The organism is Kitasatospora sp. NPDC086801 (assembly GCF_044745805.1).
Lineage (GTDB): Bacteria > Actinomycetota > Actinomycetes > Streptomycetales > Streptomycetaceae > Kitasatospora.
Map to the genome: position 1 here is coordinate 19,619 of NZ_JBIVAX010000060.1, position 19,952 is coordinate 39,570.

A 19,952-nucleotide genomic window follows, 5' to 3' on the forward strand; every position below is an offset into this window, starting at 1 on the left:
TCGCTTTCTACGCACGTAGACCCCTGCGGATCCCCGGCGGTCCGCAGCCGAGACCCGCCCGCCCCGTCAACCCTCAGACCGCAGGCCCGACCCCACGGCCGGGCAGCGGAGTTGCGGAGGTATCCATGTCGCAGATCGTCCGTGCCGCGCTCGTCCAGACCCGCTGGACCGGCGACCAGGAGAGCATGATCGCCCTTCACGAGCGGTACGCCCGCGAGGCCGCCGCCCAAGGTGCGAAGATCATCGGCTTCCAGGAGGTCTTCAACGCCCCGTACTTCTGTCAGGTGCAGGAAGCCGAGCACTACCGCTGGGCCGAGGCCGTCCCCGACGGCCCCACCGTCCGCCGGATGCAGGGCCTCGCCCGTGAACTCGGCCTGGTGATCGTCGTCCCGGTCTACGAGGAGGAACAGGCCGGGGTCTACTACAACACCGCCGCCGTCATCGACGCCGACGGCAGCTACCTCGGCAAGTACCGCAAGCACCACATCCCGCAGGTCAAGGGCTTCTGGGAGAAGTACTACTTCAAGCCCGGCAACCTCGGCTGGCCCGTCTTCGACACCGCCGTCGGCAAGGTCGGCGTCTACATCTGCTACGACCGCCACTTCCCCGAGGGCTGGCGCGCCCTGGGCCTGGCCGGAGCGCAGATCGTCTACAACCCCTCCGCCACCAGCCGCGGCCTCTCCGCCTACCTCTGGCAGTTGGAGCAGCCCGCCGCCGCCGTCGCCAACGAGTACTTCGTCGCCGCCATCAACCGCGTCGGCACCGAGGAGTACGGCGACAACGACTTCTACGGCACCTCCTACTTCGTCGACCCGCGCGGCCAGTTCGTCGGCGACGTCGCGTCCGACAAGGAGGAGGAGCTCGTCGTCCGGGACCTCGACCTCGACCTGATCGAACAGGTCCGCCAGCAGTGGGCGTTCTACCGAGACCGCCGCCCCGACGCCTACGGACCGCTCGCCGAGGCCTGAGGAGCAGCGCGATGACCACCCGCGACCCGCACCAGCGCACCATCGTCCGCGGCGGCCTCGTCATCACGGCCGCCGACGAACTCCACGCCGACGTCCTGATCGAGGGCGAACGCGTCGCCGCCCTCGCCACCACCGGCAGCTCCGCCGCCGAGGCCTGGAGCGCCGACACCGTCATCGACGCCACCGGCCACTACGTCATCCCGGGCGGCGTCGACGCCCACACCCACATGGAACTGCCCTTCGGCGGCACCTCGGCCTCCGACACCTTCGAGACCGGCACCCGGGCCGCCGCCTGGGGCGGCACCACCACCATCGTCGACTTCGCCGTGCAGTCCGTCGGCGGCTCGCTGCGCGAGGGCCTGGACACCTGGCACGCCAAGGCCGACGGCAACTGCGCCGTCGACTACGCCTTCCACACCATCGTCTCCGACGTCAACGAGGGCGTCCTCAAGGAGATGGACGCCCTCGTCGACTCCGGCGAGTCCACCTCCTTCAAGCTCTTCATGGCCTACCCGGGCGTCTTCTACAGCGACGACGGCCGCATCCTGCGCGCCATGCAGCGCGGTGCGGTCAACGGCGGGCTGATCATGATGCACGCCGAGAACGGCATCGCCATCGACGTGCTGGTCGAACAGGCCCTCGCCGCCGGGCACACCGCCCCCCGCTACCACGGCGAGGTCCGCCGCGAACTGCTGGAGGCCGAGGCCACCCACCGGGCCATCAAGCTCGCCCAGGTCGCCGGCAGCCCGCTCTACGTCGTCCACGTCTCCGCGGCCGCGGCCCTGTCCGAACTCGTCCAGGCCCGCGACGCCGGGCTCAACGTCTTCGGCGAGACCTGCCCGCAGTACCTGTTCCTCTCCACCGACAACCTCGCCGAGACCGGTGCCGACGGCTTCGAGGGCGCCAAGTACGTGTGCAGCACGCCGCTTCGGCCGCGCGAGCACCAGGAGGCGCTCTGGCGCGGACTGCGCGCCAACGACCTCCAGGTGGTCTCCACCGACCACTGCCCGTTCTGCTTCACCGGGCAGAAGGAACTCGGCCGCGGCGACTTCTCGAAGATCCCCAACGGCCTTCCCGGCGTGGAGAACCGGATGGACCTGCTCCACCAGGCCGTCGTGGACGGGCACATCACCCGTCGGCGCTGGATCGAGATCGCCTGCACCACGCCAGCCCGGATGTTCGGGCTGCACCCGCGCAAGGGCACCATCGCACCCGGCGCCGACGCCGACCTCGTCGTCTACGACCCCACCGCCGTGCAGACCGTCTCCGCCGCCACGCACCACATGAACGTCGACTACTCGGTGTACGAGGGACGTCAACTCACCGGCCGCGCCCGCACCGTGCTCTCGCGCGGCACCGTCGTGCTGGACCGCGGGGCCTGGCTCGGCCGGGCCGGCCACGGCACGTTCCTGCGCCGCGACACCTGTCAGTACCTGACCTGACCACTCTCCCGCGCCGCCGCCCGGGCCTGTGCGCACGGATTCCCCGGGCGGCGGAACCACCCTCCCCGGAGCCACCCATGGACATCGGCCTCGTCCTGCAGACCGACCCGCCCGCCCGCCTGCTCATCGACCGGATGATCCGCGCCGAACAGGCCGGGTTCAGCCACGGCTGGACCTTCGACTCCTGCGTCCTGTGGCAGGAGCCCTTCGTCATCTACAGCCGGATCCTCGCCGAGACACGGCAGTTGACCGTCGGCTCGATGGTCACCAACCCCTCCACCCGCACCTGGGAGGTCACCGCCTCCCTGTTCGCCACGCTCAACGACATGTACGGCAACCGCACCGTCTGCGGCATCGGGCGCGGCGACTCCGCCATGCGGGTCGCCGGACGCCACCCCGCCACCCTCGCCCGGCTCTCCCAGGCCATGCACGCCATCAAGGAGTTGGCGGAGGGGCGAACAGCCGAGGTGGACGGCACCGAGATGCACCTGCCGTGGGTCGGCCCCGGCGCCGAACTCCCCGTCTGGATGGGCGCGTACGGGCCGAAGGCGCTGTCCCTGACCGGACGTCAAGCTGATGGATTCATCCTCCAGTTGGCCGACCCGTACCTCACCGAGTACATGGTCAAGGCGGTGCGGTCCGCCGCGGCCGAGGCCGGCCGGGACCCGGGCGCCGTCACCATCTGCGTCGCCGCCCCCGCCTACGTGACCGCCGACGAATCGCCCGCCGCGCTCGCCCACGCCCGGGAGCAGTGCCGCTGGTTCGGCGGGATGGTCGGCAACCACGTGGCCGACCTGGTCAGCCACTACGGCGCGCACTCCGATGTCGTCCCGGAGGCCCTCACCGACTACATCAAAGGCCGCCAGGGCTACGACTACAGCCACCACGGCCGGGCCGGGAACCCCGACACCGCCTTCGTGCCGGACGAGATCGTCGACCGCTTCTGCCTCATCGGGCCGCCGCGGGCCCAGCTCGCTCGCCTGGAGCACCTCCGATCCCTCGGCGTCGACCAGTTCGCCGTCTACGCCATGCACGACGCCGTCGAGGCCACCATCGACGCCTACGGGACCGACGTCATCCCCCACCTCTCCCGCCAACCCCAGCCGTAACGTCTTTCACGCAGACGGGAGTTGCCCATGGCCGACACCGCGACCAGCGGCGGCGGACAGTGGCAGAACTCCTGCGGCCGGGTCGAACTCGACTCGACCGCAGGAGAGTTGCCTTCCAACGGGTTCACCAACGACGACCTGCGGCCGGTTCCGGTGGCGCGGCGCACCTGGACCACCTACAACTTCCTGGCGCTCTGGGTCGGCATGGCGCACAACATCCCGTCCTGGACGCTGGCCTCGGGGCTCGTCGCGCTCGGCATGGACTGGAAGCAGGCCGTGCTGACCATCGCGCTCGCCAACCTCGTGGTGCTCGCGCCGATGCTGCTCACCGGGCACGCCGGGACGAAGTACGGCATCCCGTTCCCGGTGTTCGCCCGGGCCGCGTTCGGACTGCGCGGAGCCAACCTGCCCGCGCTCATCCGGGCGGCGGTGGCCTGTGCCTGGTTCGGCATCCAGACCTGGATCGGCGGCGAGGGGATCTTCCTGCTGGCCGGCAAGCTGCTGGGCGAATCCTGGTGTACGGCAGGGGAGTTCGGCGGCTACCCGTGGACGCAGTGGGTGTCGTTCCTGCTGTTCTGGCTGATCGAGACGGCCATCATCGCCCGCGGGATGGAGACCCTCCGGCGGTTCGAGAACTGGGCCGCGCCGTTCGTGATCGTCGGCGCGCTGGCGCTGCTGGCGTGGATCACCGTCAAGGCGGGCGGGTTCGGGCCGCTGCTCGACCAGCCGTCCGAACTGGGCTGGGGCGGCGGGTTCTGGAAGGTCTTCTTCCCGGCGTTGATGGGCATGATCGGATTCTGGTCGACCCTGTCGCTCAACATCCCCGACTTCACCCGCTTCGGCGGCAGCCAGCGCGCCCAGATCCGCGGGCAGGCGCTCGGTCTGCCGACCACGATGACGTTCTTCGCGCTGCTGTCCGTCCTCGTCACCTCCGGCTCGCAGGCCGTCTACGGCGCACCGGTGTGGGATCCGATCGAACTCGCCGCGAAGATGGAGAACCCGGTCGGCATCCTGTTCGCATTGCTGACCGTCCTGGTCGCGACGCTGTCGGTGAACATCGCCGCCAACGTCGTCTCGCCGGCCTACGACCTCGCCAATCTGCTGCCCCGGCTGGTCAACTTCCGTACCGGGGCGCTGATCACGGGCGTCGTCGGGATCGCGATCTTCCCGTGGAGGCTGATCTCCGACCCGCACGTGTACATCTTCACCTGGCTGGGCGTGGTCGGCGGGTTGCTCGGGCCGGTGGCCGGGGTCCTGATCGCCGACTACTGGGTGCTGCGCGGCACCCGGCTGCAACTCGCCGAGCTGTACCGGCCGGGCGGGGTGTACTGGTACGCGGGCGGATGGAACTGGCGGGCGGTGACGGCGCTGCTCGTCGGGGGCCTCCTGGCGGTCGGCGGTTCGTACGGCGGGCCGTTCCCGGCGGACGGCCTGCTGCCCGCGCTCAAGCCGCTGGCCGACTACGGCTGGGCGGTCGGCTTCGGGGCGGCCTCGGTGCTGTACCTCGTGCTGGGCGCGGTCTCGGGTGCCCGGCGGGGCGGGGCGGGGCGGGCGGCTGACGGCCGACGGCGGACAAGTAACGGCGAACAGATAACAGATAACAGATTTCGAAATCTGTTATCTGTTATCTGTTCGCCGTCTTCTGTTTACTGTCACCTGTCCGCCGTCATCGGCCAGCCGCTGCTCGGTCGACGGCAGCCAGTACCTTCGTCGCGCCGTCCTCGGCCGCGAGGGTGGCGGCCACCGCCCGGGCCCGGTCGCGGTAGCGGGGGTCGTCGAGGGTCTGGCGGATGGCGGAGGCGAGGCGTGTGGCGGTGAGGGCGCGCAGTGGTACCGGCCCGGGGGAGACGCCGAGGCGGGTGAGCCGATCGGAACGGCGGGTGCGAACTCCCGGGTGGGCGAAAGGGGTTGGAGGTGCAGGCCGATGCTGGGAATGCCCGCGGCTTCGGCGGCGACCTGGCCGAGCGGGCCGGTGGTGCTGGTGGTGAGCAGGAGGTCGGTGCCGAGTGCCGTGGCGTCGGCGATGCCGTCGGCGAGCTCCGGCATGAACTTCCGTCCCAGTTGCAACAGTTGCAGGACGGCGCGCGGACCGGTCCCGGCCTGGAGCAGGCGCCGCCCCTCGGCGGAGGCGAGTTCGGCGCGCGGGTCGACCGGCAGCGGGCGGAAGTCCAGCCCTGCGGTCCGCACCGAGGCGGCGAAGGTGGCGTGGGTCGCGACGGCCACCTGATGGCCGGCCGCCTGGAGTCGGGCGCCGAGCCCGGTGAACGGGGCCACGTCGCCCCGGGATCCGGCGGTGGCGATCAGGATGCGCATGGCCGCAGTATCCCGGTGTGGGCGCCCCGCCGGGAGGGTGCCGCGCTCGGAGCGGCCCGGTCCGGGATGGCTGGTTCGGGCCGGTGGTCCCGCGGCGCCGGAACCAGGCGGTGGCGGGCGGCGTCCTCCCAGGCAGAGCGGCGGGACGGGGCCGTCGCGCCGCGGACGGGAGGGACAGATGAGCATCGTCGCATGGATCGTGCTTGGCCTGGTGGCGGGGGCCCTGGCCAAGCTGTTGCTGCCGGGGAAGGACCCGGGCGGCCTGATCGTGACAACCCTGATCGGTATCGCCGGCTCCTTCGTCGGCGGTTGGATCGCCTCGCACTTCCTGCACAGGTCGGTGACGGCGCACTTCTTCGACATGGCGACCTGGGTGTCGGCGATCGGCGGCGCCCTGGCGCTGCTGATCGTCTACCGGCTGGTGTTCGGCAACTCCCGACGCTAGCCCGGGCGCCGGGAACCGACCCTGCGACGCCGATCCGGACATGGTGTCGCGCAGCCGAGCCGGCCGAGCCCACGGGCCGGCCGGCTCGGCTCAGCGCGTCGGCGTCGACACCTCCGCGACCCACTCCGGTAGGTTCTCGCGGGCGGCCAGCCAGGTGGCCGGCACCTCGGCGAGGCCGGTGCGGGCGGCGACCACCCCGGCGGCGATCGCGCAGGTGGTGTCCATGTCGCCCCAGCCCTCCAGCGTGTGCCAAATGGCCTCGGGCAGAGAGTCCAGGTGCCCGGCGGCGGACCAGAGGGCGAACGGGACGGTGTCCGGGGCGGAGATCATGAACCCGGAGCCGAGCACGTTGGCGGCCTGCCGAACGCTCGTGTGCCCGGGCAGCCGGGCGGCGATCCGCAGACCGGAGCGCACCCCGCCGTCCGACAGGCGCCCGGCCACCTCGGCCAGCAACTCGGCGTGGCCGGGCGGGGTTTCGCCTCGGCTGCGGACCGCGAGCGCCGTGGCGAGGGCGACCGCCACCGCGCCCGCGACCGCCTCCGGGTGGAAGTGCGTGGTGAGCGCCTGGAGTTCGGCCTGCTGGGCGACCGCGTCCAGGTCGTCCGCGAACCAGGCGCCCAGCGGGGCGACCCGCATCGCGGCGCCGTTCCCGTACGAGCCCTGACCCTCGAACTGGACCGAGGTGATGGTGCGCCAGTCCCCGCCGGCGCCGATCTCACGCAGTACCCGGTGCATCGACGGACCGTACTTGCGCCCGTACTCACGGGCGTACTCCTCGGCGAACTCCCCGGCCAGCGCGTCCTGCCGGACCTCGCCCCAGGCGGTCAGGTGGCGGACGAGGACCAGCGCCATCGCGGTGTCGTCGGTCCAGTGCCAGGGCGCCCGGCGGAGCTGGCGGGTGGCCAGCGCGGCGGGCGCCTCGTCGAGCGGGACCGAGAACCAGCGGTCGCCGAAGGCGTCGCCGAGGGCCAGCCCCTGCAGACTGTCCAGGGCCGGACGGGGCAGGCGGGGTGGACGGGGCGGAGGGGCCTGACGGGCCGCACGCATGTCATCCTCCAGGTGAGATCAACCGTGCGCGGCAGTCTGCCGGACGGCCGGGCCTGCCGGCGACCGGATTTCGGTCCGGTGTCGGCGGGCCCGGCCGCCGGTGCCCGGTTCAGGGGCGTCCGGGCTGTCGGAGGGATGCTGTCACTTGGCGAGCAGGCCGCCGAGGATGAGCTTCCAGAGGGCCTCGAAACGGTCGTCCACGGTCGGCTCGGACCACGAGGACGCGTGCGCGGGGTCGTGGAAGGGGCTGGTGGCGTCGAACACGGCGCGGGCCGTGGAGAGGATGTGGGCGAGCTTGAACTCCTTGCCCTCCATGCCGTCCTGGACGATCTGGGCGATCTGGGTGACCAGGGTGTCGATGTGCGCCTCGACGATGCCGCTGTTCTCCTCGACCAGCACCATGTAGGTGGCGAACAGCTCCGGGTCGTCCAGTGCCTTCTTCCGCTTGGCGGCGAACAGCGTCACCAGCCAGTCGTGCAGCCGCTCGACGGCCGGGCCGGCCTCGGTCGAGATGAAGGCGAGCTGGTGGTGCGCCTGGTCGAGCCAGCGCTGGGTGACCGCCTCGCGCAGCGCGGCCTTGCTCGGGAAGTGGCGGTAGACGCTGCTGTGGCTGACGCCGAGGATCCGGGCGACGTCCACGACGGTGGCCTTGGCCGGGCCGAACCGCCGGAGGACGTCCTCCGCCGCGATCAGGATCTGCTCGGCGGTGAGTGTGGTGTCCGTGGTCACGGGGAGGTACGTCCTTAGGGTCGTGCGGTCAAGGGTGGTGCTGCCGTCCCCGGCCGTCGGGCCGGTTCCGGTTGGTCAGTGCTCGCTGTCCAGGTGCGCCATCTGGGCGGCAGCGTAGCGGTCGCCCGCCGCGGAGCCGGCGGGGACGGCCGCCTCGATGGCCGCGAGGTCGGCCGCGGTGAGCCTGACGTCCAGCGCGCCCAGTGCCTCGGTGAGGCGGTCGCGGCGGCGGGCGCCGACCAGCGGGACGACGTCCTCCCCGCGCGAGGCGACCCAGGCGATGGCGACCTGGGCGACGCTCGCCCCCTTCGCGGAGGCCACCTCGCGCAGCGCGTCGACGAGCGCGAGGTTGTGGGCCAGGTTGTCGCCCTGGAAGCGCGGGCTGTGGCCGCGGAAGTCGGTGCCGGCCAGGGCGCGGCCCTGGTCCCAGTGGCCGCTGAGCAGGCCGCGCGAGAGCACGCCGTAGGCGGTGACGCCGATGCCGAGCTCGCGGGCGGTGGGGAGGATGGCGTTCTCGATCGAGCGGGAGATCAGCGAGTACTCGATCTGCAGGTCGCTGATCGGGTGGACGGCGGCGGCGCGGCGCAGGGTGTCGGCGCCGACCTCCGAGAGGCCGATGTGGCGGACGTAGCCGGCCTTCACCAGGTCCGCGATGGCGCCGACGGTCTCCTCGACCGGGACGTTCGGGTCCAGGCGGGCGGGGCGGTAGATGTCGATGTGGTCGGTGCGCAGGCGGCGCAGGGTGTAGGCGAGGGCGGTCTTGGTGGCGGCGGGGCTCGCGTTGTAGCCGAGCCACTGGCCGTCCGGGCCGCGCTGGGCGCCGAACTTCACGCTGATCTGGACGCTCTCGCGGTCGCGGCCGCGCAGGGCCTCGTGGATCAGTAGCTCGTTGTGACCCATGCCGTAGAAGTCGCCGGTGTCGAGCAGGGTGACCCCGGTGTCGATCGCGGCGTGGATGGTGGCGATGCTCTCGGCCTCGTCGGCCGGGCCGTACAGGTCGGACATGCCCATGCAGCCGAGGCCGAGGGCGGAGGTGACGGGCCCGGAGGTGCCGAGGGTGCGTTGCGCGGGGCGGGAGGTCGTGGACACGGGGACTCCAGGGGTGGGTGCGGCGATGGGTGGGGTGACCCGGGGTCCATTATGACACGACAGCGAACAGATTTCAAAATCTGTTCGCTGTTATCTGTTATCTGAAAGTTGTCACCTGTTATCTGTTACCTGCCGACTCAGTCGGCCACCCGGCTGCGGTTCTCGTACGCGAGGTCGGTGTACTCGGGGTGGCGGAGCATCCAGCCCTTGATGAAGGGGCAGGTCGCCAGCACGGCCAGCCCCCGGGCGCGGGCGTCGTCCAGCGCGGCCCTGGCCAGCGCGCTGCCGACGCCCTGCCCCTCGAAAGCGGGCTCGACCACCGTGTGCGGGTAGACCACCAACTGCTCGCTGCGCATGTACTCGGCGAAGCCGGCCAGCCGGTCGTCCGCCCAGGCCGCGAAACGGTTCTGGGCTTCCGCGTCACGTACCGAGAGGGTCATCGCAGGTTCCTCGCTGCTGGGGAATCGGGACCGGGCTCGGCCCCGGTCCATCATCGGGCGGCCGAGGGCGCCCCGCCCGCCGGTTCGGCGGTAGCCCCGCCGACGGCCACCCCGCCGGCCGGAGGCCCCGGCAGCGGGGCCAGCCCCCGGTCCTCCCGCCCGCCCGGTGACCGCAGCAGGTAGGCGCGGGCCGGCGGCAGGTTGCGCCACACCGTGCGCTCGCCCAGCCCGTATGTCGCCTCGAACCGCCGCAGCAGTCGCACCACCGCCCGGTGGCGGGCGCCCTGCCGGGGCCCCGAGGACAGGGTGCGGGCCGCCGTCGTGCCGAGGTAGCCGAAGTACGTCAGCTCGCCCCCGGGTAGCAGTAGTCGCAGGTAGAGGTCGAGGAGGTGGCGTACCTGGGCCGGCTCGAAGTTGGTGAACGGCAGGCCCGACACGATCACGTCGTACCGCCAGTCCGCCTTGCCCGCCTCACCCTCCTCACCCTCCTCACCCGTCTCGTCCGGCTCGTCCCGGGGCAGATCCTCCACCCGGCATGCCGACAGCCGTAGGGCGATGCCCGGGCGTCGCGCGGCCAGCACCGGGTCCTCCCGAAGCCGGTCGGCGAAGCGCGGGTTCGCCTCGACGACGTGCAACCGGTCGCCCGGGCGGAGCACTTGGGTCAGCCGACGGGTCACCACGCCCGTCCCGGCGCCGACTTCCAGCACCGAGATCGGCCGATTCGGGCGGCTGGTGGCCGGAACCACCAGGGCGTTCACCAGTTCCTCGCCGCTCGGTGCCAGCGCGCCGGTGTCGTGGAAGGTGCGCAGGGCCTCGGCGAGGAACAGCAGGCGGTCCCCGGTGGACGGTGAACTGCGCGTCGGGGCAGGGGAGTCGGGGTGGGGGCGGAGCTGTTCGGCGGTCATGCCATCGACGCTAGGCAGCCCCGCCGCGCCCGGAATCGGCCGAGGAGCGATGCCTACCCCCGACGAAAGTCGAGGGTGCGGCTACCCGGGAGAAGGGGGCGCCCGCCCGTGGCCCGCCCGTAGCATCGAGCCGGACGGACGGACGGGCGGAGGGAACCGGGAAGGAGCCCGATGTGCACAGGTCTGCTGGGCTGGTACGGCCCGGACCGACGGCCGTGGAGTGACACCCTGCTGCTGCTCGGCATCCTCGCGCTCACCGTCGAGGAGGGCCTCTCCCAGTGGATCCACACCGATGAGCCGCTGCGCCTGCCCCGGACCGTCGTGGCCGTCCTCGCCCCGCTCTCCCTGCTGTTCGCCCGCCGCTACCCGGTGGCCTCCGCCGTCCTGCCGGTGCTCACCGGCGGCCTGTTCAACCGCGCCTTCCCGGGACTGTTCAGCGTCTACTACCTCGCCTCCCTCGGCCGGACCGGCCCGGCGGCGGCCGGCGGCGCCGTCATCGCGGTGGTGAGCGCGACCCGGGCCGACTCGTTGGTCGGTTGGGCGGGCACCACCGGATCCCAACTCCTCGTCCAGGCGGCGACCTTGTCCGTCGGCTTGTGGCTGCACGGCCGCCGGGTGCTGATCCGTACTCTGCACGATCAGGTGGACGCGCTACGCCGGGAGCGCGAACTGCGCGCCGAACAGGCCCGGGCCGCCGAACGGGCCCGGATCGCCCGGGAGATGCACGACGTGCTCGCCCACCGTCTCAGCCTGCTGGTGCTGCACACCGGGGTGCTGCGCGACCAGGCCCTCGCCGGCACCGTCGCCGCCGACCCGGACCGGCTCACCCACCGCCTCGAACTGCTGCGCACCACCGCCGCCCGCTCGCTCGACGACCTGCGCGACGTCCTCGGCGCCCTGCGCGCCGACCCGCCGACACCACCGGCCGCCGAGGACGTCCCGGCCGCGCCACCCCGGGCGGCGCGCGTTCCGGCGCCCGCGCTGCGCGACCTCACCGAACTCGTCGGCGAGGCCACTTCGGCCGGGCAACAGGTCGAACTGGCTCTCTCCGGCGACCCGGAGACCGTGCCCACCACCCACCGGCTGGCCGTGCACCGCCTGGTCCAGGAAGCGCTGACCAACGCCCGCAAGTACGCGCACGCCGCGCCCGTCACCGTTCGGGTCCGCTACGGTGCCCCGGCCACCACCGTCGAAGTCCGCAACGGTCCGGGGGAGGCGTCGCCGAACGGGCCGGGCACCGGCGGCGGGTACGGTCTGGTGGGGCTCACCGAACGGGTCGACGCGCTCGGCGGCCACCTCGACGCGGGACCGGACGGCGGTGGCGGCTTCCGGCTCGCGGCCCGCCTGCCCGCACCGGAGCGCCCGCCGCAGACCGTGCCAGGACCAGGGCCCGGCCCTGGCCCTGCTCCTGCTCTCGGTCCCTCTCCGACCCCGCAGCCGAAGGACGCCGCATGATCCGCACGATGGTGGTCGACGACGACGCGCTCGTACGGCTCGGCCTCGTCGACCTGCTCGCCCAGGACCCGGACCTCACCGTCGTCGCCGAGGCCGCCGACGGACTGCAGGCCGTCGAACTCGCCCGCAGCCAGCGGATCGACGTGGCACTCATGGACATCCGGATGCCCCGGCTCGACGGCATCGCCGCCACCAGGCGCCTGCGCGAACTGCCCGACGCCCCGCGCGTGATCGCGCTCACCACCTTCGACCTCGACGAGTACGTGTACCAGGCGCTCGCCGCCGGGGCCGACGGCTTCCTGCTCAAGGACACCCCGCCCGCCGAGATCACCCGGGCCGTCCACGTCGTCGCCAGCGGCCAGGGGATGCTGCACCCGGCGGCCGCGCGGCGACTGATCGACCGCTACCACCGCACCGGTGCGCCCCGGTCGATCGCCGCCCGCAACCGGGTCGCCGGGCTGACCCCGCGCGAGACCGACGTGCTGCGCGAACTCGCCGACGGGCTCTCCAACGCGGAGATCGCGGGCGTCCTCGGGATGCGCGAGAGCACCGTCAAGGCGCACGTCAGCCGGATCCTGACCGGGCTGGGCGTCGGCAACCGGGTCCAGGCCGCGCTGCTCGCGCGTGACGCCGGGCTGGTCGAGGACGGTGTCTGAGAGGGGGAGCCCGGCATCGGTGCCTTGTGACGGCGCGCCCTGAGACGGTGCCGGGCGAAGCGCCGTGGCCTGTGCGACCGCTGGTTCGGCCGGTGTCCGACGCCCGGTGGTGCGCACGGTGGTGGGTGGGGCGTCATGTCATCCGGTGTTCACGCGAGTGTTCCCGGGGCGTCGGACCGGGCTCCCCCTGAGCCGGTCGCGTGCTCCCGGTTCGTACCGCGCGCTGAGCCGTTGTCACCCATCCGGCGTGGAAATCCCGCGCCTTGGCGGTTTGCGCTGCCGAACCCGGGCGGCGGGTCCATGGTGGAGATGGGCGCGATCCGGCGACCGCGCCCGCGCGCCGATCCAGGCCCGCGCGCCGCGCGCCCGCCGCTGCTCTCCGACGGGTGCCCGAGGCTGAGGGCCCGGTCCCGGCACGCTGGGAGCAGGGCCACCTCGCAGGAAACCGAACGGTTCTTCTAGGCTCACATCTCGGCTTCCCTGCGGCGGTCCGGCCACTGCGCCCGCCGTCAGGAAGCCGCCGTCCACGGGGCCCCGGGCGGACCGGGGCCACCGGATCGAGCGAGGAGGACGCAATGCCAAGCATGCCGCCCAGCCGTTCCACCGCACTTGGGCCAGACGGTCCGTTCCGAAGGGCCGGGCACCATCCCGGTCGGTCGGAGCGGTCCGGCCGGGCCTGGCAGCCGGGTTGGGGTGGTCGGCCGGTCCGGCCGCTGAATACCGGCAGCGGCCGCGGAGGCGAACGTTGAGTCCCCAGATCGTCGGGTCGCCCGCCGCACCGAGTGCCGCCGCCACCCCCGACGGTGCCTCCGCCCCCGCGCCCGCCCCTGCCTCCGACCGCGCCCCCGTCGCCGTCCCGGCCGCTGCTGACGGTGATGCCCTGACCGCCACCACCACCGTTACTGCCACCGCTACTGCCCCCGTCACCGCTCATGCCACGGCCACGGCCACCGTCACAGCCACGGCTGCCGCCACCGCGCTCCCCGGCCTGCCGCGGGCCCTCAGTACCCGCGCCCGTACGCTGGCCGGCGCCGTCCGGCGCCGCTGCACGGACCTGGCCCGGATCGAGTCGCCCAGCGGAGACGCCCCCAGACTCGACGCCCTCGCCGAGGAGTTGAGCGCCGGCTTCCGTGCCACCGGCGCCACCGCCCGACGCGAACCCGGCCCGGCAGGCGACCACCTTGTCCTGGAGTGGGAGGGCCAGGACGAGACCCTGCCGCACCTGCTGATCGTCGGTCACCACGACACCGTCTGGCCGGTCGGCACCCTCGCCGACTGGCCGGTCACCGAGCAGGACGGTCTGCTCAGCGGCCCCGGCGTCGTCGACATGAAGGGCGGACTCGCCATCCTGGAAGGCGCGTTCGCCCTGCTCGCCGACCTTGGGCAGCGGCCGCACCGCGCCGTCCGGCTGGTCGTCGTCTCCGACGAGGAGGTCGGCAGTCCGGACGGGCGGCGCCTGGTCGAGCGCCAGCTGCGCGGCGCGGCCGCGGTCCTCGGGCTCGAACCTCCGCACCCCGACGGCCGGTTGAAGACGGCCCGGCGCGGCAGCACCCGGGTCCGGCTCACCGTCACCGGGCGCGAGGCCCACGCGGGCAACGACGCCCAGGACGGGGTGTCGGCGGTCGACGAACTCGTCGACCAGCTCGTCGTCGTCCGCGGCCTCGCGGGGCAGCCGGGGACCGAGCTCAACGCCGGTCGGATCAGCGGGGGTTCGCGGGCCAACGTGATCGCGGGCCGGGCCGAGGCCGAGCTCGGCCTGCGGTTCTCCACCGTCGAGGCGCAGCGCCGTACGCTCGACAACCTGGCCCGGCTCACCGCGCTGCGCCCGGGGGCGAGGGTCCGGACCGAGGTGCTGTCCAGCCGCCCGGCGTGGCCCGAGCGCACCGGCAACCCGCTGCTGCGGCACGTTCGTTCACTCGCCGCGGTACTCGGGCAGCAGTTGGACGGCGGTCCAGCGGGTGGTGCGGGGGACACCAACCTGCCGGGCTCGCGCGGGCTGCCGACGCTGGACGGTTTCGGCGCGGTCGGTGCCGGGGCCCACGCCCGGCACGAGCACATCCGGCTCGACCAGCTGGCACCCCGGATCGCCCTGCTGGCCGCGCTCCTCGCCGTACCGCTGCCGAGGCTGCGCGACCGCACGGAGGGTTGAGTGGGCCGCTGATGGCCGGCGGCTGACGGCTGACGGCTGACGGCGAACAGAAGGCGAATGACAGGTAACAGATAACAGCTAACAGATGATGAAATCTGTCAGCTGTTATCTGTTTGCCGTCGCCCGTCGCCCGTCGCCCGTCGCCCGTCGCCCGTCGCCCGTCGCCCGTCGCCAGCCGCCCGTCGCCGACCGGCCACCCGCCGCCGAAACCCCGTCCCTTGTCCACGTCCCTTGCCATCCCTCCGCCTCGCCGCGCAGAATGGTACCGACCGAACGGTCAGTCGGTTGGCGCCGCAGGCGCCGGCGCGGGACACGAGAGGTGATCGTGGTGACAGCAGAGGTGGCCGAGACGGTCCCCGCGCAGGCACAGGAGGACCGGTTCGAGGCGGTCGTCGCCGCCGAGCAGCGGATCGAGCCCAGGGACTGGATGCCCGATGCCTACCGGGCCACGCTCATCCGCCAGATCGCCCAGCACGCCCACTCCGAGATCATCGGCATGCAGCCCGAGGGCAACTGGCTCACCCGCGCCCCCTCGCTGCGCCGCAAGGCGATCCTGCTCGCCAAGGCCCAGGACGAGGCCGGCCACGGCCTCTACCTCTACGCCGCCGCCGAGACCCTGGGTGTCGACCGCGCCGAACTCACCGAGAAGCTGATCTCCGGCCGGCAGAAGTACTCCTCGATCTTCAACTACCCGACCCTCACCTTCGCCGACGTCGGCGTCATCGGCTGGCTGGTCGACGGCGCCGCGATCTGCAACCAGGTCCCGCTCTGCCGCTGCAGCTACGGCCCGTACGCCCGCGCGATGGTGCGGATCTGCAAGGAGGAGTCGTTCCACCAGCGTCAGGGCTACGAACTGCTGATGACGCTGATGCGCGGCACCGACGCCCAGCGCCGGATGGTCCAGGACGCGGTGGACCGCTGGTGGTGGCCGTCGCTGATGATGTTCGGGCCTCCGGACGCCGACTCGCCGAACACCGCCCGCTCGATGGCCTGGCGGATCAAGCGGCACACCAATGACGAGCTGCGCCAACGCTTCGTCGACATGACCGTCCCGCAGGCCGAGCACCTGGGCGTTACGCTCCCGGACCCCGAGCTGCGCAGGAACGAGGAACGCGGCGGCTGGGACTTCGGCGAGCCGGACTGGTCAGAGCTGACCAGGGTCATCCACGGCCAGGGCCCGTGCAACGCCGAGCGGGTCGATCGCCGCCGGGCCGCGCACGAGGACGGCGCCTGGGTCCGCGAGGCGGCCGTCGCCTACGCGGCCAAGCGCCGCACCGAACAGCTCGCCGATCCCGGACGGGCCGTACAGCTCGCCGATCCCGGACGGGCCGTACAGCTCGCCGATCCCGGACAGGCCGTACAGCCCGCCGATCCCGGACGGGCCGGAAAGGCCGAGCGCACGGGCGAGCACACGGAACAGGAGAACGGAAAGTGACCGAGTCCAAGGCCGGCTGGCCGCTGTACGAGGTGTTCGTGCGCCCCCGGCGCGGGCTGAACCACGTCCACGTCGGTTCGCTGCACGCGTCCGACGACCGGATGGCCCTGCTCGCCGCCCGCGACCTCTACACCCGCCGCAACGAGGGCGTCAGCCTCTGGGTGGTCCGCTCGGACGCGATCACCGCCTCCACCCCGGACGAGCGCGACCCGTTCTTCGAGCCCAGCGGGGACAAGGTCTACCGCCACCCGACCTTCTACGACATCCCCGAGGATGTCCCGCACATCTGACGGGGGAACCGCCATGCAGGACCACAGCACGCAGGCCGGCGCTGGCACAGACGCGGACGACCACGTCTACCTCGGCCTCGCCGAGGCCGCGCCCGGCCCCGAGGGCGAGGGCCGCTGGGCGTACGGGACGGGCTTCGCCGACCCGCTGCTCGGCGTGGACACCGCCCTGCCCGCCGGTGTGGACGGCGCGGACCTCGCCGCCTACTGCCTGATGCTCGGCGACGACGCGCTGATCCTCTCCCAGCGCCTGATCGAGTGGTGCACCCGGGCGCCCGAGCTGGAGGAGGAGGTCGCGCTCGCCAATCTGGGCCTCGACCTGCTCGGCCAGGCCCGCCTGCTGCTCACCCGGGCCGGCCAGGCGGACGGCTCCGGCCGCACCGAGGACGACCTGGCGTACTGGCGGGAGGACCACGAGTTCCGCAACGTCCGGCTGGTCGAGGTCCCGAACGGCGACTTCGCCCACGCGATCGCCCGGCTGCTGCTGTTCGCCACCGCGCGCGGCGCACTGTACGAGGCGCTGAGCGCGCACCCGGACCCGGTACTGGCGGCGGTCGCCGCCCGGGGCGTCAAGGAGCTGGCGTACCACCGCGAGTACGCCACCGCCTGGACGCTTCGGCTCGGTGACGGCACGCCGTACTCCTCGGAGCGGATGCAGGCCGGGCTGGACGCGCTCTGGCCGCTGCTGGAGGAACTGTTCACGGCCCACCCGGTGGAGCTGCGGGCGGGCACCGATCCGGCGGCGCTGCGCGAACCGGTGCTGCGCTCGCTCGACGCCGTCCTCGCCGAGGCGGGGTTGACCGCACCGGACGTGCCGCCGCTGGCCACCGTGCTCGGCCGGGCCGGCCGGGACGGCGTGCACACCGAGGCGCTCGGCCCGCTGCTCGCCGAACTCCAGGTGCTGGCCCGCGCGCACCCGGGGGCGACGTGGTGAGCGCGGCGGTGACGGAGCGCGGGGCGGCCTGGGAGGTCGCGGCATCCGTGCCGGACCCGGAGCTGCCCATGCTGACCCTGGCCGACCTGGGCGTGCTGGCCGAGGTGGAGGTGGACGACGGCGCGGTGACCGCCTGGCTGACCCCGACCTACTCGGGCTGCCCCGCCGTCGCCGAGATGGCCGCCGACGTGGACCGTCGGCTGCGCGCGGCCGGGTACCGGGACGTCCGGGTCCGGCTGCGGCTGGATCCGCCGTGGTCCACCGATCTGATCACCGCCGAGGGCCGCCGCAAGCTCGCCGAGGCGGGCATCGCTCCGCCGCGCCCGACCTCCGCCGTCGCCGCGGCCGGCCCGGTCCTGCTCGGTCTCGGCCCCACCCGCACCGCCGCTCCCGCCGCCGCTCGCGCTGCCACTTCCGCCGTCGCTCCCGTGGCCTGCCCGCGTTGCGGCGGCGCGGACACGGAGGAGCTGTCCCGCTTCGGTTCCACCGCCTGCAAGGCGCTCTGGCGCTGCCGTGCCTGCCGGGAGCCGTTCGAACGTGTCAAGGAGATCTGAATGCCCGCCGCTTCGCACGCCGCCTCCCAGGCCGACGCCGCCGCCGCCGCGCGCGCCGACGCCCCCGTTGAGGCTTCGGCTTCCACGGTGCGCCCCGCCCGCCGTCCGACCTTCCACCGGTTGCGGATCGAGCGGGTCGAGCGGCTCTGCGACGACGCCGCGGCGGTGACCTTCGCGGTGCCGGACGGGCTCGCGGCGGACTTCGCCTTCCGGCCGGGGCAGACCCTGACGCTGCGCAAGGTGGTGGACGGCGTCGACGAGCGCCGCTCGTACTCGATCTGCGCCCCCGCCGGCGGGCCGCTGCGGATCGCCGTCCGGGAGGTGCCCGGCGGGCTGTTCTCCCGGTGGCTGGTGCGGGCAGCGGGACCGGGCGAGGAGGTGGACGTGCTGACGCCGTCGGGCCTGTTCACCCCCGACCTCGGCGTTCCGGCCGACCACGTGCTGCTCGCGGCCGGTTCCGGCATCACCCCGATGCTGTCGATCGCCGCCTCCGTCCTGGCCGCCGACCGCAGCTCCACCGTCACCCTGTTGTACGGCAACCGGCGCAGCGACACCGTGATGTTCGCCGATGAGCTGGCCGACCTCAAGGACCGCTACCTCGGCCGCCTCCAGCTGGTCCACGTCCTGTCCCGGGAGACCCGTGACGCCGCACTGCTCAGCGGGCGTCTGGACCCCGAGCGGGTACGGGCGCTGCTGGCGGCGCTGGTGGACGTCGGGAGCGTCGGGCACTGGTGGCTGTGCGGCCCGTTCGGCATGGTCGCCGGCGCGAAGGAACTGCTCGCCGGGCTGGGCGTGCCGGGCGGGCGCGTGCACCAGGAGCTGTTCCACGCCGAGGACGAGCCGGTCGCCGAGCGCCCGGAGGACCGGGACGGCGCGGCGGGGGCGGCCGACGGCCCGCACAGCGAGGTCACCGTCGTCCTGGACGGGCGCGGCAGCACGCTCTCCCTGCCGTGCGACCGCTCGATCCTGGACGGCGCCCAGCGCTCCCGCCCCGACCTGCCGTTCGCCTGCAAGGGCGGGGTCTGCGGCACCTGCCGCGCGCTGGTCACCGAGGGTGAGGTCGAGATGCGCCGCAACTTCGCGCTGGAGGAGAAGGAACTGGCCGCCGGCTACGTCCTCACCTGCCAGGCCCGCCCGCTCACCGACCGGGTGACGGTCGACTACGACCGCTGAGCGGCCGGCTTCCCCGGCTTCCCCGGCTTCCCCGGCTTCCCCGGCTTCCCCGGCTCCCAGCGCCGGCCCCCAACGCCGGCCCCGCCCCGGGCTCCGGCGCCGGCCGCGCCACCCCGCGATCAGTTCGTCGGCTGAGCGCTTCAGACCACGGCCGGGGCGGGCAGCCTGACCGGGTCGCCGAGCAGGTGGACGAGGTCGTTGACGGCGGCGCGACCGGCCCGGTTGGCACCGATGGTGCTGGCGGAGGGGCCGTAGCCGACCAGGTGGACGCGCGGGTCGGCGGTGGCGCGGGTGCCGGTGAGCGCGATGCCGCCGCCGGGGGAGCGCAGCCCGAGCGGGGCCAGGTGGCCGACCTCCGGGCGGAAGCCGGTGGCCCACACGATCGCGTCCACCGCCAGCTCCTCGTCCCCCCAGGCGACGCCGTGCTCGGTGAGCCGGTCGAACATCGGGCGGCGGTGCAACGCGCCCAGTTCCTCGGCGCGCCGGTAGGCGACCGACGGGCCGAGCCCGGTCACGCTCACCACGCTGCGCACCGGCAGGCCCTGCCGGACCCGTTCCTCGACCTGGGCGACCACCGCGCGCCCGTACTCGGGGGTGAACGGGCCCTCGTGGTAGACCGGCGGGGTCCGGGTGACCCAGACCGTCTCGCCGACCGCCGCCACCTCCGACAGCACCTGGATCGCCGAGGCGCCCCCGCCCACCACCAGGACGCGCCGGCCGGCGAACTGGGAGTGTCATGAATCAGGTGGACACCCTGATCAAGGGAGACACTGATGAGCTCGCTGACGGATCACCAGATCGGGTCGGTTCCTGACGGGTCGG

General features: G+C 73.2%; 18 protein-coding genes and 2 pseudogenes. 13 read left to right on the forward strand and 7 right to left on the reverse strand.

Annotated elements, in window-relative coordinates:
• Positions 1-125: 125 nt before the first annotated feature.
• The 4 genes from ACIPLC_RS35680 (at position 126) to ACIPLC_RS35695 (ending at position 5,337) form a co-directional block, all read left to right on the forward strand.
• On the forward strand, positions 126-968 hold the full coding sequence (locus ACIPLC_RS35680; RefSeq protein ID WP_400477210.1) for a nitrilase-related carbon-nitrogen hydrolase: 843 nt from the start codon (positions 126-128) through the stop codon (positions 966-968).
• Positions 969-979: 11 nt separating this feature from the next.
• On the forward strand, positions 980-2,410 hold the full coding sequence (gene hydA / locus ACIPLC_RS35685; RefSeq protein WP_400477211.1) for a dihydropyrimidinase: 1,431 nt from the start codon (positions 980-982) through the stop codon (positions 2,408-2,410).
• Between the two features lie 77 nt (positions 2,411-2,487).
• The gene (locus ACIPLC_RS35690) at positions 2,488-3,519 is read left to right on the forward strand and encodes a TIGR03842 family LLM class F420-dependent oxidoreductase (RefSeq protein WP_400477212.1); all 1,032 of its coding nucleotides are present in this window, start codon (positions 2,488-2,490) and stop codon (positions 3,517-3,519) included.
• A 27-nt stretch (positions 3,520-3,546) separates the two neighbouring features.
• On the forward strand, positions 3,547-5,337 hold the full coding sequence (locus ACIPLC_RS35695; RefSeq protein ID WP_400477213.1) for an NCS1 family nucleobase:cation symporter-1: 1,791 nt from the start codon (positions 3,547-3,549) through the stop codon (positions 5,335-5,337).
• A 366-nt stretch (positions 5,338-5,703) separates the two neighbouring features.
• Here the strand turns inward: ACIPLC_RS35695 and ACIPLC_RS35700 are convergent.
• A pseudogene (locus tag ACIPLC_RS35700) lies at positions 5,704-6,018 on the reverse strand (glycosyltransferase); the annotation flags it as partial.
• Here ACIPLC_RS35700 and ACIPLC_RS35705 point away from each other — a divergent pair.
• Complete coding sequence (locus ACIPLC_RS35705) at positions 6,011-6,277, forward strand: GlsB/YeaQ/YmgE family stress response membrane protein (RefSeq protein ID WP_400477214.1); 267 nt, start codon at positions 6,011-6,013, stop codon at positions 6,275-6,277. The pseudogene ACIPLC_RS35700 and the gene ACIPLC_RS35705 sit on opposite strands and share 8 nt — an antisense overlap.
• Positions 6,278-6,367: 90 nt before the next feature.
• Here the strand turns inward: ACIPLC_RS35705 and ACIPLC_RS35710 are convergent, their stop codons facing one another.
• The 5 genes from ACIPLC_RS35710 to ACIPLC_RS35730 form a co-directional block, all read right to left on the reverse strand.
• A complete protein-coding gene (locus ACIPLC_RS35710) occupies positions 6,368-7,324 on the reverse strand; it encodes an ADP-ribosylglycohydrolase family protein (protein WP_400477215.1) in 957 nt (318 codons plus the stop codon).
• Between the two features lie 141 nt (positions 7,325-7,465).
• Entirely contained in the window at positions 7,466-8,053 is a 588-nt protein-coding gene (locus ACIPLC_RS35715; protein WP_400477216.1) for a TetR family transcriptional regulator, read from the reverse strand.
• 75 nt (positions 8,054-8,128) lie between these two features.
• On the reverse strand, positions 8,129-9,142 hold the full coding sequence (locus tag ACIPLC_RS35720; protein WP_400477217.1) for an aldo/keto reductase: 1,014 nt from the start codon (positions 9,140-9,142) through the stop codon (positions 8,129-8,131).
• A 137-nt stretch (positions 9,143-9,279) separates the two neighbouring features.
• Positions 9,280-9,636 (reverse strand): GNAT family N-acetyltransferase, encoded by a 357-nt coding sequence (locus tag ACIPLC_RS35725; protein WP_400477218.1) that lies wholly within the window; start codon positions 9,634-9,636, stop codon positions 9,280-9,282.
• Entirely contained in the window at positions 9,633-10,487 is an 855-nt protein-coding gene (locus tag ACIPLC_RS35730; RefSeq protein ID WP_400477219.1) for a class I SAM-dependent methyltransferase, read from the reverse strand. The genes ACIPLC_RS35725 and ACIPLC_RS35730 overlap by 4 nt, the downstream gene beginning before the upstream one ends.
• 171 nt (positions 10,488-10,658) lie before the next feature.
• On the opposite strand from ACIPLC_RS35730, the gene ACIPLC_RS35735 reads away from it, so the two are divergent.
• From ACIPLC_RS35735 to paaE, 8 genes are all read left to right on the forward strand, one after another.
• Positions 10,659-11,942, forward strand: a complete 1,284-nt coding sequence (locus ACIPLC_RS35735) for a sensor histidine kinase (RefSeq protein ID WP_400477220.1) — start codon at positions 10,659-10,661, stop codon at positions 11,940-11,942.
• Positions 11,939-12,598 carry a response regulator gene (locus ACIPLC_RS35740; protein ID WP_400477221.1) on the forward strand — a complete coding sequence of 220 codons (660 nt, stop codon included), beginning with the start codon at positions 11,939-11,941 and terminating at the stop codon, positions 12,596-12,598. Before ACIPLC_RS35735 ends, ACIPLC_RS35740 begins: the two co-directional genes overlap by 4 nt.
• A gap of 745 nt (positions 12,599-13,343) precedes the next feature.
• Positions 13,344-14,747: a M20/M25/M40 family metallo-hydrolase gene (locus ACIPLC_RS35745; protein ID WP_400477222.1), complete on the forward strand. Its 1,404-nt coding sequence runs from the start codon at positions 13,344-13,346 to the stop codon at positions 14,745-14,747.
• A 319-nt stretch (positions 14,748-15,066) separates the two neighbouring features.
• Positions 15,067-16,182 (forward strand): 1,2-phenylacetyl-CoA epoxidase subunit PaaA, encoded by a 1,116-nt coding sequence (gene paaA / locus ACIPLC_RS35750; RefSeq protein ID WP_400477223.1) that lies wholly within the window; start codon positions 15,067-15,069, stop codon positions 16,180-16,182.
• Positions 16,179-16,472, forward strand: coding sequence for a 1,2-phenylacetyl-CoA epoxidase subunit PaaB (gene paaB / locus ACIPLC_RS35755; RefSeq protein ID WP_030234269.1), 294 nt, complete (start codon positions 16,179-16,181; stop codon positions 16,470-16,472). The genes paaA and paaB overlap by 4 nt, the downstream gene beginning before the upstream one ends.
• A gap of 13 nt (positions 16,473-16,485) precedes the next feature.
• The gene (paaC, locus tag ACIPLC_RS35760; protein WP_400477224.1) at positions 16,486-17,403 is read left to right on the forward strand and encodes a 1,2-phenylacetyl-CoA epoxidase subunit PaaC; all 918 of its coding nucleotides are present in this window, start codon (positions 16,486-16,488) and stop codon (positions 17,401-17,403) included.
• 8 nt (positions 17,404-17,411) lie between these two features.
• Entirely contained in the window at positions 17,412-17,957 is a 546-nt protein-coding gene (gene paaD, locus ACIPLC_RS35765) for a 1,2-phenylacetyl-CoA epoxidase subunit PaaD (protein ID WP_400477225.1), read from the forward strand.
• The gene (gene paaE / locus ACIPLC_RS35770) at positions 17,958-19,130 is read left to right on the forward strand and encodes a 1,2-phenylacetyl-CoA epoxidase subunit PaaE (protein ID WP_400477226.1); all 1,173 of its coding nucleotides are present in this window, start codon (positions 17,958-17,960) and stop codon (positions 19,128-19,130) included.
• Positions 19,131-19,270: 140 nt separating this feature from the next.
• On the opposite strand, the pseudogene ACIPLC_RS35775 reads toward paaE, so the two are convergent.
• A pseudogene (locus tag ACIPLC_RS35775) lies at positions 19,271-19,855 on the reverse strand (FAD-dependent oxidoreductase); the annotation flags it as partial.
• Positions 19,856-19,952 lie beyond the last annotated feature (97 nt).

Bases quoted from the DNA above. Each gene is read 5' to 3' on its own strand.
- ACIPLC_RS35705 (WP_400477214.1), top strand. From the start codon at position 6,011: ATGAGCATCGTCGCATGGATCGTGCTTGGCCTGGTGGCGGGGGCCCTG.
- ACIPLC_RS35725 (WP_400477218.1), bottom strand. From the start codon at position 9,636: ATGATGGACCGGGGCCGAGCCCGGTCCCGATTCCCCAGCAGCGAGGAA.
- paaC (WP_400477224.1), top strand. From the start codon at position 16,486: ATGCAGGACCACAGCACGCAGGCCGGCGCTGGCACAGACGCGGACGAC.
- ACIPLC_RS35710 (WP_400477215.1), bottom strand. From the start codon at position 7,324: ATGCGTGCGGCCCGTCAGGCCCCTCCGCCCCGTCCACCCCGCCTGCCC.
- ACIPLC_RS35735 (WP_400477220.1), top strand. From the start codon at position 10,659: ATGTGCACAGGTCTGCTGGGCTGGTACGGCCCGGACCGACGGCCGTGG.
- ACIPLC_RS35680 (WP_400477210.1), top strand. From the start codon at position 126: ATGTCGCAGATCGTCCGTGCCGCGCTCGTCCAGACCCGCTGGACCGGC.
- ACIPLC_RS35690 (WP_400477212.1), top strand. From the start codon at position 2,488: ATGGACATCGGCCTCGTCCTGCAGACCGACCCGCCCGCCCGCCTGCTC.
- ACIPLC_RS35740 (WP_400477221.1), top strand. From the start codon at position 11,939: ATGATCCGCACGATGGTGGTCGACGACGACGCGCTCGTACGGCTCGGC.
- ACIPLC_RS35730 (WP_400477219.1), bottom strand. From the start codon at position 10,487: ATGACCGCCGAACAGCTCCGCCCCCACCCCGACTCCCCTGCCCCGACG.
- paaE (WP_400477226.1), top strand. From the start codon at position 17,958: ATGCCCGCCGCTTCGCACGCCGCCTCCCAGGCCGACGCCGCCGCCGCC.
- ACIPLC_RS35695 (WP_400477213.1), top strand. From the start codon at position 3,547: ATGGCCGACACCGCGACCAGCGGCGGCGGACAGTGGCAGAACTCCTGC.
- hydA (WP_400477211.1), top strand. From the start codon at position 980: ATGACCACCCGCGACCCGCACCAGCGCACCATCGTCCGCGGCGGCCTC.